Annotated in this window: 19 protein-coding genes; 9 read left to right on the top strand and 10 right to left on the bottom strand. The window is 70.4% G+C overall.

What is annotated here, in order from left to right; genetic code table 11:
* Positions 1-362: 362 nt before the first annotated feature.
* The 8 genes from ABKW28_RS20805 to ABKW28_RS20770 all read left to right on the top strand — a co-directional run bounded on the left by ABKW28_RS20805 (position 363) and on the right by ABKW28_RS20770 (position 6,242).
* Positions 363-800 carry a single-stranded DNA-binding protein gene (locus ABKW28_RS20805; RefSeq protein ID WP_300399908.1) on the top strand — a complete coding sequence of 146 codons (438 nt, stop codon included), beginning with the start codon at positions 363-365 and terminating at the stop codon, positions 798-800.
* Positions 801-802: 2 nt separating this feature from the next.
* The gene (locus ABKW28_RS20800) at positions 803-1,432 is read left to right on the top strand and encodes a hypothetical protein (protein WP_300399907.1); all 630 of its coding nucleotides are present in this window, start codon (positions 803-805) and stop codon (positions 1,430-1,432) included.
* Between the two features lie 127 nt (positions 1,433-1,559).
* On the top strand, positions 1,560-1,880 hold the full coding sequence (locus tag ABKW28_RS20795) for a hypothetical protein (protein WP_300399906.1): 321 nt from the start codon (positions 1,560-1,562) through the stop codon (positions 1,878-1,880).
* Complete coding sequence (locus tag ABKW28_RS20790; protein WP_300399905.1) at positions 1,880-3,163, top strand: hypothetical protein; 1,284 nt, start codon at positions 1,880-1,882, stop codon at positions 3,161-3,163. The genes ABKW28_RS20795 and ABKW28_RS20790 overlap by 1 nt, the downstream gene beginning before the upstream one ends.
* On the top strand, positions 3,147-3,383 hold the full coding sequence (locus ABKW28_RS20785) for a helix-turn-helix domain-containing protein (protein WP_300399904.1): 237 nt from the start codon (positions 3,147-3,149) through the stop codon (positions 3,381-3,383). The genes ABKW28_RS20790 and ABKW28_RS20785 overlap by 17 nt, the downstream gene beginning before the upstream one ends.
* Positions 3,370-4,554: a site-specific integrase gene (locus ABKW28_RS20780; RefSeq protein WP_300399903.1), complete on the top strand. Its 1,185-nt coding sequence runs from the start codon at positions 3,370-3,372 to the stop codon at positions 4,552-4,554. The genes ABKW28_RS20785 and ABKW28_RS20780 overlap by 14 nt, the downstream gene beginning before the upstream one ends.
* 34 nt (positions 4,555-4,588) lie before the next feature.
* Positions 4,589-5,275: a type IV toxin-antitoxin system AbiEi family antitoxin domain-containing protein gene (locus ABKW28_RS20775; RefSeq protein ID WP_348612928.1), complete on the top strand. Its 687-nt coding sequence runs from the start codon at positions 4,589-4,591 to the stop codon at positions 5,273-5,275.
* Positions 5,268-6,242 carry a nucleotidyl transferase AbiEii/AbiGii toxin family protein gene (locus tag ABKW28_RS20770; protein WP_300399901.1) on the top strand — a complete coding sequence of 325 codons (975 nt, stop codon included), beginning with the start codon at positions 5,268-5,270 and terminating at the stop codon, positions 6,240-6,242. Before ABKW28_RS20775 ends, ABKW28_RS20770 begins: the two co-directional genes overlap by 8 nt.
* A 154-nt stretch (positions 6,243-6,396) precedes the next feature.
* Here the strand turns inward: ABKW28_RS20770 and ABKW28_RS20765 are convergent, their stop codons facing one another.
* From ABKW28_RS20765 to cpaB, 10 genes are all read right to left on the bottom strand, one after another.
* Entirely contained in the window at positions 6,397-7,791 is a 1,395-nt protein-coding gene (locus ABKW28_RS20765; protein WP_348612926.1) for a vWA domain-containing protein, read from the bottom strand.
* Positions 7,788-8,159 (bottom strand): TadE/TadG family type IV pilus assembly protein, encoded by a 372-nt coding sequence (locus ABKW28_RS20760; protein ID WP_348612924.1) that lies wholly within the window; start codon positions 8,157-8,159, stop codon positions 7,788-7,790. Before ABKW28_RS20760 ends, ABKW28_RS20765 begins: the two co-directional genes overlap by 4 nt.
* 151 nt (positions 8,160-8,310) lie before the next feature.
* Positions 8,311-8,502, bottom strand: a complete 192-nt coding sequence (locus ABKW28_RS20755) for a Flp family type IVb pilin (RefSeq protein ID WP_348612922.1) — start codon at positions 8,500-8,502, stop codon at positions 8,311-8,313.
* Positions 8,503-8,797: 295 nt separating this feature from the next.
* Entirely contained in the window at positions 8,798-9,442 is a 645-nt protein-coding gene (locus tag ABKW28_RS20750; RefSeq protein ID WP_348612920.1) for a response regulator transcription factor, read from the bottom strand.
* Positions 9,439-10,188 (bottom strand): sensor histidine kinase, encoded by a 750-nt coding sequence (locus tag ABKW28_RS20745; RefSeq protein WP_348612918.1) that lies wholly within the window; start codon positions 10,186-10,188, stop codon positions 9,439-9,441. Before ABKW28_RS20745 ends, ABKW28_RS20750 begins: the two co-directional genes overlap by 4 nt.
* Positions 10,185-11,117: a type II secretion system F family protein gene (locus tag ABKW28_RS20740; protein ID WP_348612916.1), complete on the bottom strand. Its 933-nt coding sequence runs from the start codon at positions 11,115-11,117 to the stop codon at positions 10,185-10,187. Before ABKW28_RS20740 ends, ABKW28_RS20745 begins: the two co-directional genes overlap by 4 nt.
* Position 11,118: 1 nt before the next feature.
* Positions 11,119-12,693 carry a type II secretion system F family protein gene (locus ABKW28_RS20735; protein WP_348612930.1) on the bottom strand — a complete coding sequence of 525 codons (1,575 nt, stop codon included), beginning with the start codon at positions 12,691-12,693 and terminating at the stop codon, positions 11,119-11,121.
* Positions 12,694-13,000: 307 nt separating this feature from the next.
* Positions 13,001-14,398: a CpaF family protein gene (locus ABKW28_RS20730; RefSeq protein WP_348612914.1), complete on the bottom strand. Its 1,398-nt coding sequence runs from the start codon at positions 14,396-14,398 to the stop codon at positions 13,001-13,003.
* Between the two features lies 1 nt (position 14,399).
* Positions 14,400-15,587 carry a P-loop NTPase gene (locus ABKW28_RS20725; protein WP_348612912.1) on the bottom strand — a complete coding sequence of 396 codons (1,188 nt, stop codon included), beginning with the start codon at positions 15,585-15,587 and terminating at the stop codon, positions 14,400-14,402.
* Positions 15,584-16,357, bottom strand: coding sequence for a Flp pilus assembly protein CpaB (cpaB, locus tag ABKW28_RS20720; protein ID WP_348612910.1), 774 nt, complete (start codon positions 16,355-16,357; stop codon positions 15,584-15,586). The genes ABKW28_RS20725 and cpaB overlap by 4 nt, the downstream gene beginning before the upstream one ends.
* A 492-nt stretch (positions 16,358-16,849) precedes the next feature.
* Here cpaB and ABKW28_RS20715 point away from each other — a divergent pair, with 492 nt between their 5' ends.
* Positions 16,850-17,089, top strand: a complete 240-nt coding sequence (locus tag ABKW28_RS20715; RefSeq protein ID WP_302708548.1) for a hypothetical protein — start codon at positions 16,850-16,852, stop codon at positions 17,087-17,089.
* The last annotated feature ends 43 nt before the right edge of the window (positions 17,090-17,132 follow it).

The raw sequence follows: 17,132 nt of genomic DNA, 5'->3' as shown, positions 1-17,132 counted from the left end.
ATCGTTCTCAGTGGTCACAGCGGTCATCTTGGTCCTCCTTCAGGACCGACCGCTTACACAGACCATCTGACACCCCCAGGCGCTCATAGAGATACTTGTGGCGACTCTCGGGCACCGAACTCCTCCTTGTCTGGGCGTCGACCGGGGGTCGCGCCGACCAGAACGCGCTGCGACTCCAAGAAGAGCATGCCTGAGAGTGCCGACAGTTCTGTCCAGCAGGCTCGTGTTTCCTTCTGGCCCGGAAGACATCCGAGCGCATCTGCTGGAACCGTTGAGCGCGTTTCTCGCGTGGGGACTGCACGCGCACCTGACTCCTGAGAGCGATCGCCGATCACGGCGTCGCGTGAGGTCAGGAGTCGATGATGACGATCCCCACCCAGGTGAGCCTGCACGGCTTCATCGCCACCGCACCGGAGCTGACGTACGGCAAGAGCGACGTCGCCAGGTTCCGCGCCCGGGTCGGTGTCGAGCAGTGGCGCAAGGAGCCCGACGGTTCGTTCACCAAGCTCCACCCGCAGTTCTGCGAGATGGTGATGTTCAAGGCTGCGGCCGAGCGCGCCTACGCCCGGTTCCGTGCCGGTGACCAGTTCGTGGCGTCGGGCTACGTCCACGAGTACGAGTTCGACCGCGAGGGCGAAACCGTCCAGCGTGAGGAGTTCGTGGCCCGCCGAATCGGACACGACACCGCCCGCACCCGCTACAGCGTCGAACGCCCCGCTGCTGAACGCGCCGCCAGGCCGGAGTCTGGCAGGGACGCCCAGCGCACGGTCGAGCCGTCCTCGACCGCTGTCGGGATCTGATCATGACCGACGAGACTCCCGAACGGACCGGCGCGGAACCGTCGGTCCTCGATGTGGAACGGCATCCGGTCTTCGACACTTGGCAGAACTTCGGAGCGAACGACACTGCCGACAACGGGACCGAGAAGGAGTGGCCGGGATCGTTCGAGTCGGCGTCGCTGGCTGAGCCCCTGGGGCCGATCAACTGGAACACCCTGACCGCTGATGAGGCCGAGACCGAGTGGCTCGACCTCAACGCGTGGGTGCATTGGCTGCGCGGCACCTACGGCCTCGCGCCGAACGAGGTCCCGCCGATGTGGCACCGCCACGACGAACTCGTCTGGGAACTGTCCGCCCTGCACCTGCACTGGCTGAACTCCTACAGCTCCGACGCCTCCCCCTCGTCACCGCTGGCATGGCATCGCGACTTCGCCGAAACCCGGCACCGGCTGCGGGACTGGGTCGCCGCCTGCGGCACCCGACTGGACCGCGACCGACCCACCCGCCAGACCACCTGGCCCGGCGAACCCGCCGCACTTCCCACTGCCGAAGCCTCGGTCACCGACCGGGACGCCGACTTCGTGCAGTTCGTGATGGAAGACGTCACCGCACGCCGCCAGATCGAAGCCGACCTCGAACGCCACGCCTCCTGACCCTGATCACTCGGTCTGTGGACAACCAGCCGCTGTCCACAGCCCAGCGAAGCAGCCCGTCCCGGAGTCAGTCCTCGGGCCGACGGTGGCGTTGCGCGCACCTGATCTTCAACGAAGGGACACCCTCATGCTTCTCGCTCACGCGGTCACTCTGGCCGAGGCCCGCTCCTACATCGCAGCCCTGGCCGATGAGGCAGCCACGTTCGACGGCTCGGTCGAGTACGAACACGCACTTCTCTACCTCGACCTGATCCACGGCGACGACGTCCCCGCCCTCGACACCCACGGGCTCACCGACGACCGAGCCATCCTGCACGCCGTCGCCGTCAGCGCCGTCAAAGAACTCGCCGACCACGGCGTCGACAAACTCCAGGTCGAACTGCTCCTCGACATGCTCGACGTCGCCCGCGACCGCGACAACCCGAACCCCGAGGCCAGTGGGTTCTGATGTACGGCGACAACACGGCGGCACTGCGCGGTGAACTCGCCACGCTCCTGCAGCTCACCCGTAACAAGCAAGGTCTCGACACGCTCACACCCGAAGATGTCGTCCTGATCGCGTCCTTTCGAACCAGCCTCACCCTGTGGTGCCAGCAAGCCGTCCGAGCGTCGAACCCTGATGGTGACTTCGGCGGAGCGACCCCTCGCAGCCGTGGCCCGGCCGAGGAACTCCGGCACCGACTCGACCAGGCCCGCACCGCATACACCGCTCCCCTCCCGGGCCTGGATCAGCTCACCACGCCACACCCCAATCACGTCGTGGACCTGTGGCGGCGGGCGGCGAAAGCAGCCGCTCTCGGCGAGCACGACTTCCCTGCCGGGCTGGACTACGGCAACCTCACCGAGCACCAGGCCATGACCGTTCTGAAGGACGCCTCCGAGGTCGCCCGCGCACTCACCGGACTCGACCGCCACTACACCGCTGCAGTCCCTGGCTGGGAACCGATCACCGAGGCAGACGGTCTGGGCCGGGCAGCCGTAGTATGCGCCGCCCACGCCGGCTACGACAAACCCGACTACAGCGTCGACCAGCGCGGCTGGCGTCCCCCGGTCCAACTTGTCGACGGACCCGCACTCCCCGGACTCGATGGTGTGCTGCAGGCGCAGAACAACCTGCTCGTCCATCTGCGCCACCAACCCGACGCCTACAGCCTTCGACTCATCTTCGACTCCCAACGAATCGTCAGCCGGGGTGCCGTGGAGCTCTGCTACCAGAGCCCGAACCGCGAGCAGATCGCAGCGAAGTGGGACCACCGACACGAGACCTATCGCCAACTCATCGATCAGTCCCGGAACCTCCGCGGGCTGGTCGGCAACGGCTTCGCAGCAGCCGACGGCGCTCTCGCCGCTGCCCGCATGAACAACCTCTCTCCGGCCGACACCGTCAGCGGCAACCAACTCCGCCAGCTTGATGCGTTGTTCACGCACATCGACCGACGCATCGCTGCGATCACCCGTGCTGGCGCGAACGACCGCAGCTACCTCCTGCGCGTCACCATCCCGCGCATCGACAAGTCCGCCCCGGGCGCGGTCAAGGAACAGCGTGCACGACACGTACCCCTCGACGTCCCCACCAAGGCGCGCCTCCTGGTGACCGTCGACCGGCGACTTCGCGCACCGGAGCCACGCAGGCCTGTATTTCCCACTTCAGCCACAGAACGGGCGGCGTTCGTGCGCTCGGTCAATGGACCCACGCAGGAAGGATCGATCCACCATGAGCGAAGCCTCTGACCACAGCCACGAAGGCATGCACCTCCCCGTCAGCGACAGGTTGATGACCGTCGAGGAGGTCGCAGACTTCCTCGGCGTCCCCGTCGCAACGCTCTATCAGTGGCGCCACAAGGGCACCGGCCCCGTTGCCTTCCGAGTAGGCCGGTTCCTGCGATACGACCCCGGCGACGTCCGGGTCTGGCTTGAAGCCCATGCAGGAGTGAGTCATGGCGTGGGTTGAGCGGCGAGCGCGGACGGGAGCCAAGGGCAAGCGGGTCGTCAATTACCGGGTGCGCTGGCGTGATCCCGATGGTCGAGCACGCGCGAAGACGTTCCCCCGCAAGGTCGATGCCGATCGGTTTGCGGCCGAGATCTCGGCGGACATCGTCCGTGGCCATTACTACGATCCCGACGCCGGCAAGATCAGCTTCAAGGAGTACGCCGTCGGGTGGCTCGCTGCGCAGACGTTCGACGAAGGAACCCACGAGGCCGTCGAACTTCGGCTGCGCTTGCATGCCTATCCGACGCTGGGCCCGAAGTTGCTGGCTGAGGTCAAGCCGTCCACGATCCAGAACTGGCTTCGCGGTCTGTCCGAGCTTGCGCCGACGTATCGCAAGGTGCTCTACGCCAATGTGTCCACGGTGTTCACCGCGGCGGTCGACGACAACCTGATTCAGAAGAACCCGTGCAAGGCTCCATCGGTCCGACGCCCCAAGACCGAACCGCGCAAGATGGTGCCCTGGACGGTCGAGCAGGTCGACGACGTGCGCGAAGCGCTCACCGAGAAGTATCGGCTGGTGGCGCATCTCGGAGCAGGACTCGGACTGCGGCAAGGAGAGATCTTCGGCCTCTCCCCTGACGACATCGACATCGAGAACGCCGAGGTGCGTGTGGTCCGCCAGGTCAAGATCCGCTCCGGCAACAAGCTCCTCTTCGGACTCCCCAAGGGGCGCAAGACCCGCACTGTCCCGCTCCCCGACTCTGTTCTCGAAGCCATCAACGTGCACATGACCAAGTTCCCTCCGCGGGACGTCACCATGGCGTGGGACCGGCTCGACGGCGCCGAGCGTACAGTCTCCCTGCTGCTCACCACCCGCGAACGCGGCGCACTGAATCGCAACTACTTCAACACCCGGATTTGGCGACCCGCGCTGGAGAAGGCGGGCATCGAGTCAAAGCGTGAGAACGGATGCCATGCACTGCGGCACTTCTACGCGAGCACGCTCCTCGACGGCGGGGAATCGATCAAGGCGCTCAGCGAGCACTTGGGCCACAGCGACCCGGGCTTCACCCTGCGCACTTACACCCACCTGCTGCCGACCTCGAACGAGCGGACCCGCAAGACGATCGACGCAGTCTTCGGGCACGACAGCGACGACACTGCGGCAGAGAGCGAAGCGAACGATGACTAGATCGTCCGTCGGCTCCGGGTTGCCACTACAGCATTTGTTCCCCGAAGTGGGTACAATCGATGTCGTGAGTGATTCGACGGTGTCCCGGCTCGGTATCCTGGCCGAACGTCGCTGGGGCATGTTCACCACCGCCCAGGCCGAGGCGGTCGGGGTGTCACGCAAGCAGCTGGTGCGAATGACCGCGAGCGGGGTGCTCGAACGCCTGGCCCAGGGCGTCTACCGGATGGCCGGCACTCCCCCGCAGGATCACGAGAGCGTCTACGCGACTTGGCTGGCGCTGGGCGGCGCGACCTCCCAGCCGACCGAGACCGGCGCACCCGCCCTGGCCGCGGCCGGGGTCACGGCCGCCGTGGTGCACGAGATCGGAGACTTCTTCCTCGACGGCATCGACTTCATCGTCGGCTCCCGCAAGACCACGCGCCTGTCCGACGTACGCCTGCGCATCCGCCCGCTCACTCCCGCCGACACCATCTCCGTCAACGGGCTGCCCACGCTCACGGTCGAACGCACCATCACCGACCTGCTCGACCTCGGCACAGACACCTCTCTGGTCGACGACGCCCTGCGCGAGGCCACCCGGTTCGGCAAGATCACCGATCCGCGGCAGCTGCGGGCCGACCTGGCTGCAGCCCCGGCCCGCCTCCGGGACGATGCAGGCGTCCTGCTCGACTCGCTGAACGAAATCCTGGCTCCCAACGCAGAGGCGGCTCTCCATGGGTGACGCTCAGGGGTATGGCGACTGGCGCGCCGTGGAGCTGGCGATCAAGGACGCCGCGAAGAAGGCCGCGCGCGAAGCCGGTGCCGGCGTCAGCGCGGCCACCGTGGACGCGCAGATCCGCCAAGCCCGCTACGACCGGTTCCTGTCCCGCGTTTTCGCCGAGGGCGAGGCCACCGAGTGGATGCTCAAGGGCGGCCTGAGCATGCTGGCCCGGGTCCCGCGCTCGCGGACCACCAAGGACGTTGATCTCGCAGCACGCGGAGCGGCTGACCTCGACGAGGCCGAACGGCAGCTGTCCGCGCTGGTTGCCGTCGAGCTGAGCGATCACCTGACGTTCCGTCTGACGCGGTCGCTGCCGACCGGCGCAGGTGAGAACCAACCCGGTCTGGCCACGCGCCGTTTCATCTATGCCTGCCTCGACGTCGACACCGGCGCGCAGATCGACACGGTCACCGTGGACGTCGTCGTGGGTCCGGCGCCCATCGGCACACCCGAGTACGTCGAACCGGCCAACCGTATGCACCTCAAGCGTCAGCTCGTCACCCACCCCTACCGGCTGTTCCCGGTCGTGGATCAGATCGCTGACAAGGTCTGCGCGACCATGAGAACCGACTATCCGGGCGGGCGACGCAGCAGCCGGGTCAAGGACCTGGTCGACCTCGTCGTGCTCGCTCAGACCCAGTCGGTAGACCTGGGCGAACTGCGGGTCGCGATCGCTACCAAGCAGGCGCTCAGCGGCATGGCCCCGTTCGCCGCGTTCACCATCCCCGACACCTGGCACCGCACCTACCCGAACACCGCGAAGGGCGTTCCGTCTGCCCAGACCTACACGGCCACGGCGGCTGCAGACCTGGCCGCCCGGTTCGTCGATCCCGCCCTCGCCACCGCGGGTGATTCCGCGATCTGGGACCCCGAGCAGCTCGCTTGGAGCGCGACGGCGAGCGTACCCAAAGCGTACCCAGCGCCCTGACCGACAGCGTTTGCGCAGGTCAGGCCGGGTCAGTCGGTCACTACTACGACATCTGATCGCTTCACGCCGCTCAGTTCGCCCGGTCCCGCCCTCTTCGTGAGGGCGGGACCGCTGTCGTTGGACGACTGCCCAGCCGTCTTCTCCTCCCACCGGATCAGGGAAGTCGGATCAACCGCGTGCTCTGGACGATCTGCGAGGCTGCGGTCTGGAAGATCGGGGCCAGAGCGCTGGGAGTCGGCGTGCAGAAGAAGTAGTCGCCGTCGGCGTTCTCCCCGTCGACCTTCGCGGTCGTGTTGCAGCCGGGCCCCGCGCCGCCACCGTCGTCCAGGCTGGCCGTGCCGTCGCTGCGAGGAGAGGCCATGGCCGCCAGGCGTGAGGTCACGAAGGGGGACCCGCCCCCGTCGCAGCGCACGTCCTCCAACCGGAAGGCGATGGTCACGACCAGGACTCCCGCCGCCTTCGCCGAGCTGGCCTCGTCGACCGCGTTCTGGCACGCGGTGGTCCCGTTGCGGCTGTAGGGATACCCATCTCCGGGGTTGGTGCTCTCGTTGGGCTCCCCGTCGGTCATGAAGATGATCGCCTTGTGGACCGGCGCCGGTCGCGAGGTGGCGCCCGCCAGCAGCTCGCGCGCAGCACGCATCGGCGCCGCCAGGTAGGTGCCGGTCGAGGAGTTGGTCTCGCTGATGCACCCCACTGCTCGCGCCAACGGGTCGGAAGAGCTGAGCACCGGGGGCCGGGTGGGTGGCTCGACGTCGGTGGTGTCGTAGGAGCTGCTGAACCCGGCGGCGATCCACGGACCCGAGGACCGCGACCCGCTGGGACGGCTCGGGCAGCTCGCCGGTGCGCTGCTCGAGCTGCGACCGATGGTGCCCAGGGCCACGTGGTGCAGCTCCGGGCTGAGGAACTCCAGCAGACCCTCGATCGCGTCCTCGAGGTCGTCGATGGTGCTGCCCATGCTGCCGGTGCGATCACCCACCACCACCAGGTCCATGGGATTCGGCGGCACGCTCCCACAGGCGCCCTTGCAGGCCACGGAGGTCAAGGTTCCGGTGTCTCCCTCGTCGATGCTGATCACCGGTCCGAAGACGAACGGCACCACCTTGTCGTCGCGGGCGCGCAGCGTGTTGCACAGGCCGCCCTGGGCCGGGAAGCACGGGATGGCACAGATGCTGGCGTCGCAGGAGACACCGGTGTACGGCGGCGGGCCGGGGTCGCAGCTCAGCGGGATGTGAGCCGTCTCGACCGCGTGCCCTCCCCCGGACGGCTTCGAGCCGACCACGCAGAAGAAGTCGATCTCCGGCGTGGCGTCGGGGTCGTTGTTCCCGGCGTTGGCCAGGGCCGCGGCCCGGGCGCCGTCCCCGTCGGCGGGCAGCATCCCGGCTCCGGTCTGGGCTGCCATGTCGAGCGTGTCGTGCAGCTCCTGCTTCTCGTTGACCAGCTGGGCGACGTCGACGGCGAGCGCGGCGAACCCGAACAGCACCACGGAGACCAGCGCGGCGACCACGGCGATGGCGCCCCGCTCGTCGCGATCGGACGACGATGTCCTCATTCGATCCTCATCTCGGCTGTCTTGGTGAGGGTCACTCCACCGGGCGCGAGCGCGCCACCCACGGGAGTGATCCAGTCGTGGTCGAGGGCGACCGTGACGATGACGGTGTCGCCCGGGGTCGCGCTGGCGATGCTCGCGCACGTGGCTCCCGACGGCTTGCGGCACGAGACCGCCACCGTCGTGTCGGCCCCGCCCGGCGAGGCGTGCACGACAGCCTCGATGTCGCCCTGGTCGGGGTTGAGGCTGCCTTCTCGGGCACCCTCGCGCGCAGCGTTGTTGACCAGCACGTCGTGGTTGACCGCCCAACCGAAGTCGATGGCGCCGAAGACCAGGGTGACGAAGGGCAGCAGGACGAACGCGAACTCCACCGCTGCTGCCCCTCGCTGGTCCCGTGGCGCTGCTCGACGCGCTTCCATGCTCTCCCCCTCTGCAGTCCTCGGGCCCGCACGGGCCCCTGACGACGACGGGCCGGCGCCGCCATGCAGCGGCACCGGCGCCGTCGACGGCGATGCTGTCGATCTAGAGCTCGTCGAGCACCGTCTGGAACGCCGCCTGGAGCTCGGTCCCGATCAGGGCGACCGTGCCGACGATGACCGCTGCGATCAGCGCGACCATGAGCCCGTACTCCACGGCGGTGGCACCGCGGTCGTCCCGCTTGGCGATCAGGTCGCTCCTGAGCATCAGTGCCATGAACTGGATCTTCTCGATCATCGGACTTCCCTTCCCTGTGTGACCGTGCGCCGGTCGCGTTGTGCCGGGTCCCCCGTTGGGACCCTTGCCTGACTTCGATCCTGCGACGCCGCGGCACCCCTCGGTCACGACCTTCGTCTCGGGGCGCATAGTCACTTCGGGCCATGCCGGGATGACTCGCCCGCGCCCACGACCGGTCGAACGGCCGGGGGCGGCTCAGGGCGAGACGTCCCACCTGCACCCGCGGCCGGGCGCACGTCGGGGCAGCCGGCAGCAGGGCCTCGACGAACCGGCGGGAAGGGGGACGGGCCAGGTGTCAGCCGGCGCAGGACGCCGGTGCGATCAGCAGTCCCAGACGCATGCCCGCGGCCAGTGCCTCGGTGCGGCTGCTGACACCGAGCTTGCGGTAGACCTTGCTCAGGTGCAGCTTGACCGTGGACTCCCCCAGGTGCAGCTCGCGGGCGATCTCGGTCGTCCGCATCCCCTCGGCGAGCAGCCGGAGGACGCCCAGCTCGCGCTCGGTCAACCGCGCCGCCGAGGACGACGCCCGACGCATCAGGGCTCCGGCCAGACCGGTGCACAGGAAGCCCCGCGAGGACTTCGCGGCGTGCCGGGCGGCCCCCACGACCTCGTCGGCCCGGGACTCCTTGCCCAGGAAGGCCGAGGCGCCGGCCTCCATGGCAGCGAAGATCTGGGGGTCACCGGAGTGCATGGTCAGCATCACCAGTCCGACCGTGCTGCTGTCCCGGCGCAGCCGCTCGACCACGTCGAGCCCGGACCCGTCCTGCAGCTGCAGGTCCGTCACCACGACGTCGGGACGCAGGGCCGACCACATCGAGATCGCCTGCGCGACGCTCTCCGCCTGGCCCACCACGTCGAAGTCGCCTGCACGCTCGAACGCGCGGGCGAGCCCCTGCCTGATCAGGTCGTGGTCATCGACGAGGAGGACCGTGGACGTCATGGCTGTTCCCTTCGTCGGTCGGTGCGGTCGGGGGGAGGCACCTCGAGGATCACGACGGTGCCCCCTGTCGCGCGTCCTCGCAGCTCGAGCACCCCGCCGATGCGGGCGGCTCGTTCCTTCATCCCCTGCAACCCGAAGTGGCCCCGCCTGGGTCGTGCCTGTCCGGCACCGTCGTCCTCGACGACCAGGCGCAGCCGACGCTCGTCGCTGGTCAGGCTGACCCAGAGGTGGTCCGCGCGGGCGTGCTGGTGCACGTTGCTGATGGCCTCCCGCGCGATCATGAGCACCTCGTGCTCGACCCCCCGCGCGCGACGGGCACCCGTCTCGTCCAGGTAGAGATGGGCGACGACGTCGCTGCCGCGACCGAGCTCGCCGACGTAGGCCGACAGTGCCTCGGAGACGCCCTCATCGACGGCGGAACCGTGGTCAGTGCGCAGGTCGGACACCGAGCTGCGCAGCTCCTGCGCGACGGCCGTGACCTGGCCGCGCAGGGCCTCGACGACCGCCGCCACCTCAGTGTCCTGGACCATCGCCGCCACGTCGTCGACGAGGTAGCCGAGTGCGGCGACCCGCTGGGCGACGCCGTCGTGGAGCTCGCGGGCCACCCGGCGCCGCTCCTCGGCAGCAGCGCCGGCGCGGTCGTACGGCGCGCCCGCCTGGGCCGACCGGGCGGTGTCGTCCGCGGGCCGTCCGCGTCCGTGCCAGGCAGGGGCCCAGCGGAGCCCACCGACCTCCGTGGTGCTCATCGAAACGTCTCGACCATCTTGATGGCCGCCGGCCCCATCACCACGATGAAGAGGCTGGGCAGGATGAACAGCACCAGTGGCACCATGATCTTGACCGGCACCTTCTGCGCCCGCTCCTCCGCGCTCTGACGACGCCGGATCCGCATCTCCTTGCTCTGGATGCGCAGCACCCGGCCGATCGGCACACCGAGCTGGTCGGCCTGGACCATCGCCTGGCAGAAGGACCGCAGCTCCTTGATCGTGCTGCGTTCTCCCATCGCCCGCATGGCGTCGCTCCTGCCGACGCCGATCTGCATCTCCTGCAGCAGCCGGGAGAACTCCTGGGCCAGCGGGCCCCTGGTCCTGCGCGCCACCTTCATGACGGCGGCGTCGAAGCCCAGTCCGGCCTCCACCGAGATCGTGAGCAGGTCGAGTGCGTCGGGCAGGGCGCGGCGCATGAGTGCCTCGCGCTTCTCGCCCGCGTTGTAGAGCAGGATCGTGGGCAGCACGAAGCCGAAACCGCCGGCGAGGGCAGCGAGCACCACGGCCCGCACCGGTGACGTGCCGCTGGCGACGCAGTAGAAGCCGACGAGACCACCCAGCAGGGCCGCTGCCAGCACCTTGGCCCCGAAGATCCTGGGAACGTCCCAGCCGGACGGGACTCCCGCGATCTCGAGGCGTCGCTGGATCCGCTCGGCCGCCCCCGCGCGGCTCAGCCGGTGTCCCAGACGGCTGAAGCGTGCAGCGAAGGGCGCCACCGTGCGACGCACGAAGGACGGGTCGAGATCGACGGCGAGGTCGTCGGGGAGGCCGTCGAGCGCCCGGATGGCGGCCAGCGACGACGCGACCGCGCGCCGCTCGTGGCTGCCGGCACCGATCGACGAGAGCCCGAGCGTGCCACCGACCACCAGCAGCAGACCACCACCGAGCAGCAGCATCGAGGGAGACATCTCAGACCTCCACCTTCACCAGCCGGGACATGGACCAGCCACCGATGGTGAGGAGCACCACTGCAGCGCCGAGCATCGCTGCCCCGAGCACCTCGGTGTAGAGGGGCCGGACGAAGTCGCGGTTGGCCAGCATCATGTAGCCGAACAGTGCGACCGGCAGCCCTCCGAGGATGTAGGCCGACAGCCGGCCCTCCGCGCTGAGGCTGCGGACCTGACGACGCAGGTGCTCCCGCTCCCGCAGCGTGTCCGCCACGGTGACCAGCACCTCGGCCAGGTTGCCGCCGACCTCCTTCTGGACCCGGATGGCCATGGCCACCCAGGCGAAGTCCGTGCTGCCCATCCGGGCCGCGACGCCGTCGATGGCGTCCTCCACGTCCACCCCGAGCCGGTGCTCCATCAGGGCGCGCAGCATCTCGCCGGCGATCGGCTCCTGGCCGTCGCGCACCACCGAGTCGATCGCCTGGGCCACCGAGAGCCCGGCCGAGAGGCTGTTGGCGATCATGGTGAGCGTGTCGGGCAGCTGCGACCCGAAGGCTCGCAGCCGGCGTACGTGGCGCACCCGCAGGTAGAGAGCCGGGCCGACCAGTCCCACCGCGACCAGCGCCACGACCAGGGGCGGGCCGCCCGCCACGAGCCCGAGCAGCGCGAGTCCCCCCACGACCCCGAGGCGCAGCAGCACCCACTCGGCCGGGCGCAGCGCCAGGCCCGCTCCGGCGAGGCGACGGGCCATCCTGGCCTCCAGGTCACCGGGCACCAGCGCCTGGGCGACCAGGACGGCCGGGCCCCTGATGCCGGCGACGCGGGACGGCGGCGCGCCCTCCCGGAAGTACGTCGCCAGCCGGCGGTCCGCCCCCGTGCCCGCCGGGCTGCTGAGCACGAGGCCCAGCGTCAGGGCGATGCCGAGGCCCACGGCCGCGGCACCCCCCAGCAGCACCGTCCGGTCGGGCGCAGGACCCGTCACGGCGGCGGTCGGGATGGACTGCTGGTCGGGCGCCGGAGCCGCCAACCGGACAGCGGTGGCGTCCGCGTACGTCTCGCCGCCCGCCACGAGCGAGACGACGACGGAGACCTCCCCGCCGGTGCCGTGGGGCACGGAGGCCTCGACCACCAGCTGGGACGACAGCGACCGCGCCCCGCGCTCGAAGACCGCTCGCAAGGAGGCGGGCCGCGAGACGCGCGCGAGTCCACCTCCGCTGGCGGACGCGATCTCGGTCAGCTCACGCGGGTTGCGCACAGCCGGGCCGAGCGCCACGACGTCGACCACGACGGACCTCTCGACGACGGCTGCGACCACGTCGTCCGCCGACCGCCCACCGCCCTGGTCACGGCCGTCCGAGAGGACCACGACCGAGCGCGCGCCCGCGTCGCCGGTCAGGTCGACGGCCGCGTGGAGCGCGTCGTAGAGGCGCGTGCCACGGTCGAGCGAGATGTCCTCGATCGCCGCGGCCAGCCGCGCCCGGTCCGTCGTCGGGGCGACGACCACCTCGGAGGAGCCCGCGAAGGTAAGCAGCCCGATCCGCACATCGTCGGCCGCGGCCGCGACGAACGCCTCAGCGGCGGCCTTGGCCTCCCTGATGGGGCGCCCGACATGCTGCGGCTGGTGTCGAGGGCGAGCACGACGGTCCGCGGGACGACCCCGGCCAGCACGGGCTCGACCGTGCTGTCCACAGCCCTTCCGTCGAGCACCACCTGCACCGAACCGGGGACGGGCCGGTGACCGGCGGGGAGCCGGTCGACCGCGAGCACGAGGGAGAGCCGGTCCTCGGCGCCGGTGACGTGGTCGATGTCGATCCCCGCTCCCGCGTCGGCGGGCGCGGCCCCGACCAGCAGGAGCGAGGCCAGGAGGGCGGTCGGGAGCGCGAGCCCCAGGCGCGACGTGGTCGTCATCGTGTCTCCCCGCCCCCGGTGAAGACCGCGGGGTCGAGGTGGACGCCGGCCCGGCCGAGGCCTTCGAGGAAGCGCGGCCGCAGACCCGTGGGCCGCAGCTGGCCCAACGCTGTGCCGTGCTCGTCGTAACCCGCGGAGAAGTCGAAGAGGAAGACGTCCTGCAGGGTGATGATGTCACCCTCCATGCCCACGACCTCGGTGATCGCGGTGACCCTCCGGCCGCCGTCCTTGAGCCGGACCTGCTGGACGATCACGTCGACGGCGCTCGAGGTCTGCTCCCGGATGGCACGGACCGGGAGATCCATCCCCGCCATCATCACCATCGTCTCCACCCGGGCGAGCGCGTCGCGCGGGCTGTTGGCGTGCACCGTCGACAGCGAGCCGTCGTGACCGGTGTTCATCGCCTGGAGCATGTCCAGCGCCGCGGCGTCCCGGATCTCACCCACGACGATGCGGTCCGGCCGCATCCGCAGGGCGTTGCGCACGAGGTCGCGGATCGTGACCGCTCCCTTGCCCTCGATGTTGGCCGGGCGCGCCTCGAGCCTGAGCACGTGGTCCTGGTGCAGGCGGAGCTCCGCGGCGTCCTCGATCGTCACGATCCTCTCGTCGCTGCCGATGAACGAGGAGAGCACGTTGAGAGTGGTGGTCTTGCCGGCGCCGGTCCCGCCCGACACCAGGAGGTTGAGCTTCCCCCTGACACAGGCGGCCAGCACGTCCGCTGCGGGGCGGGTGAGGGTCCCGGCGTCGACGAGGTCGCCGGCGGTGAACGCGTCCGCCGAGAACTTGCGGATCGTGAGCATCGAGCCGTCCAGTGCCAGGGGCGGGATCACGGCGTTGACACGGCTGCCGTCAGGCAGCCGTGCATCCACCATCGGGCTCGTCTCGTCGACCCGACGACCGACCTTGCCCACGATCTTGTCGATCGTGCGTCGTAGGTGCGCCTCGTCGAGGAAGGCGGCCTCGACACGGGTCAGCCGACCACCACGCTCGACGAAGATGTCGTCGGCACGGTTGACCATCACCTCCGTGAGCTCGTCGTCGCGCAGGTACGGCTCGAGGGGGCCGTAGCCCAGGATGTCGTCGGCGATCTCCTGGGCGATCCTGGCGCGGTCGGCGCCCGACATCGGCTGCTCGTTCCCGACCACGGCTCCCTGCAGCGCTGCACGCACCTGCTGCTCGAGCTCTGCCTGGGTCATGTCCACGTCGTACAGCTGCGGCCCGAGGTCGCTGACGAGCTGGCGGTGCACGACCCGCTTGAGGTCTGCGAACGGGTCGCGCACGGTGCGGGGGGCGGCGGAGACGCCGTCCACCGACGTGGGCGTGCTCGCGCTGGTCGACGGCGTGGTGCGCGAGCGGTCCCGCTGGGCGGAGGCCAGCCGGTCTGCGAGCGACATGTCAGACCAGCTTCCGTGTCCGCAGGCCGCGAAGCCCCGAGCGGCGCGCCCCCGCGCCCGCCGCCACCTTGTCGGCCAGTCCCGCGCCACGGGCGAGCGTCGCCGCGAAGGCCGCCAGCTTCCTGCTGACCTCGTGGCCGGGATCGACCCGCACGATCTGCTCGCCACGATTGACCGCGGTCAGGACCTGACGGCTGGCCGGCAGCGTGGCGGTCGCCGCGAGCCCCAGCGTCGTGGCCACCTCGTCGAGCGTCAGACCGACCTTGGGGTCCGCTCTGTTCACGCAGAGGCGCCACAGGTCCCTTGGCACGTTCAACAGGTCCAGCGTGCCCACCGCGAGCTTGAGGTTCTTGAGGGAGGGGATGTCCAGGGTGCCCACGAGGACGAGCAGGTCGCTCTTGTCCAGCGCGTGGAGCGCGTGGTCGTCGAAGGAGCCGGCGGTGTCGACCACCACGACGTCGAACATCCGCTTGAGGATCTCGAGCACGGTGCCCACCGACTCCGCCGACACCGTGGCGCCGAGGTGGACCGGGGACGCCAGCACCGAGAGGCGGTCCGAGTGGGGGGTCAGCAGCGACTCGACCGCGCTCTCGTCCAGGTCGCCCTTGATGCGGGCCAGGTCCGCCAGGGTGTGCGCGGGCGTCAACGACATCATGATGGCGACGTCGCCTCCCTCGATGTCGAGGTCGACGATGCAGACCCGGTGTCCCAGGTCGGCCAGCGCGGCCGCGAGGTTGGTGGCGACCAGGCTCTTGCCCACGCCCCCCTTGGTGGAGAAGATCGTGAGCAGGGCCCCGGGCACGTCGTCTCCGACAGGACGTCCCCTCGGTCCGGCCATGGCCCGGGCCAGCGACTGGGTGCGGCGCACGGCGTGCCCGAGGTCGGCCAGGTCGTCGGTGGGCACGACCTCGCGCACCCCGGAGCGCATCGCCCACGCCAGCACGTCGTTGTCGACGCTGGCCCTCACGACCACGACGCCCAGTGCCGGCCGCCGGATCCGGTTCTGCTCGGCGACGTCGACCGCGCTCTGCGCTGCGACCGAGGGCCCCAGCACGACGGTGTGCTCCGAGGGGTCGCGGTCCAGGTGCTGCGCGAGCTGCGCCGTCGTGGGCAGGATGGCGGCGGGGCCGGGGACGGCCTGCCGGATCAGGTCGGCGACGACCTGGTCGTCCTCGATGATGACGGTCATCGCACACCTCCGAAGAGCTCGGGCATGATGTCGGTCGCCGTGACGCCCGGGTTGTGGGAGGCCCGTGACCTGTCCGTCCGCAGCGCGAAGGCGAGGTCGCCGTTGCGGGCGGCGTACAGGACGCGCTCTGCCTCCTCCTGGTCGACCGCGATCGTGAGGATCGTCCGAGGGACCTCCTCGGTCGTCTCCGTGCCCGCGTCGCGAGTGGTGCGCGACGACACCGACGTGTCGCCGACCCCGATCACCTGCACCTTGGGCAGCAGGATCCGGGTGTACGGCGCGAGCGGGCGCGACGAGCCGTCGGGCAGGTAGACCTCCGGGTCGCCCGAGGCGAAGACGGCCACCCACGAGCCGGGCTCGACGAACCCGGCCACCCGGGCGGGGTCGGTGAGCTCGACGCTGACGGCGAGCTGGCCGTCCGGGATGCCCAGGGTCACCAGCGACCCGGCGTCACCGAACTGCTCTGCGACCACCTGCTGGCCCGGGTAGACGGTGCCCAGGGCCGTGAGGCCGGCGATGGAGGTGGCGGAGCGCACGGCGCCGGCGACCAGGTCGTCGCGGGCCACCTCGCGCTTCTCCAGCTTGTCCGCCGCGAGCGCGTCGTCGACGTCCTCTCCCGGCTCGATGGTCGCGGTGGCGGTCAGGACCGTCACCCGGTCCTGGCCCTCGGTCGCCCGGGCCTCGACGCCCTGGACGTAGGTGATGACCATCCCCGTCCCGAGCGCCGACACCGCGAGGGCGACAAGCAGGATGATGGGTCGACGTGCCATGGTGGAGGCCCTCCTCGAGTGCTGTGGCAGGAACCGTCGGGCCTGTTCACGCTGACCGGCGAGCCTCCGAGGGCGTCACCAGGTGTCCCTCCCGGACTGTCCTGATGCCGCGAACCTAGGACCGGGCCCGGAGCGTCGTGGGTGGCCCGCGGACCCGCTCCCCAATTTGGGGCACGACGCCGGCCGAGCCGTCCAGACCAGCCTCGGGCAGGGCTCTGGCAGGTCACCTGTGGCGGTGGCGACTGCTCCCGCCGACGTCGTCCCGGGCCCCGTGACCGGGGCCGGTCTCCCCAAGATGGGGTGAGCACACCCCGACGGGGCCACGACCAGGTCCACGCCTGGGCGGTCGTGCGCAGGGTGGTGCGGGGACGCTGCCCGCCACCACCCTCGGGGGGTGTGCAGGGGCCCGCGAACTGGCTATACACGAGGCGACGGCGTCGCACGGCGCCGCCCGACCGGGCCCGACGGGCCCCGACGTGCAAGGGAGACGACATGAGCCAGTCCGAGACCGAGGGTCCCGCCGACGGCGGCGCCGAGGGCACCCCGGGCGTGCAGGACGGCGGCGCCGACGGTGGGGCCGAGGGTCCCGCTGACGGGGGCGCCGAGGGCACCCCGGGCGTGCAGGACGGCGGCGCCGACGGTGGGGCCGAGGGTCCCGCCGACGGCGGTGCCGAGGGCACCCCGGGCGTCCAGGACGGCGGCGCCGACGGTGGAGCAGACAGCTCCGCCTGATGCCGCACCAGCCAGAGGACGGCAGGCCCGGGGACTCCGGGCC

This window comes from Nocardioides sp. 31GB23 (assembly GCF_040012395.1).
GTDB lineage: Bacteria > Actinomycetota > Actinomycetes > Propionibacteriales > Nocardioidaceae > Nocardioides > Nocardioides salarius.
The sequence above is the reverse complement of the archived record's forward strand: the minus strand, read 5'-3'. Positions and strand labels throughout refer to the sequence as shown.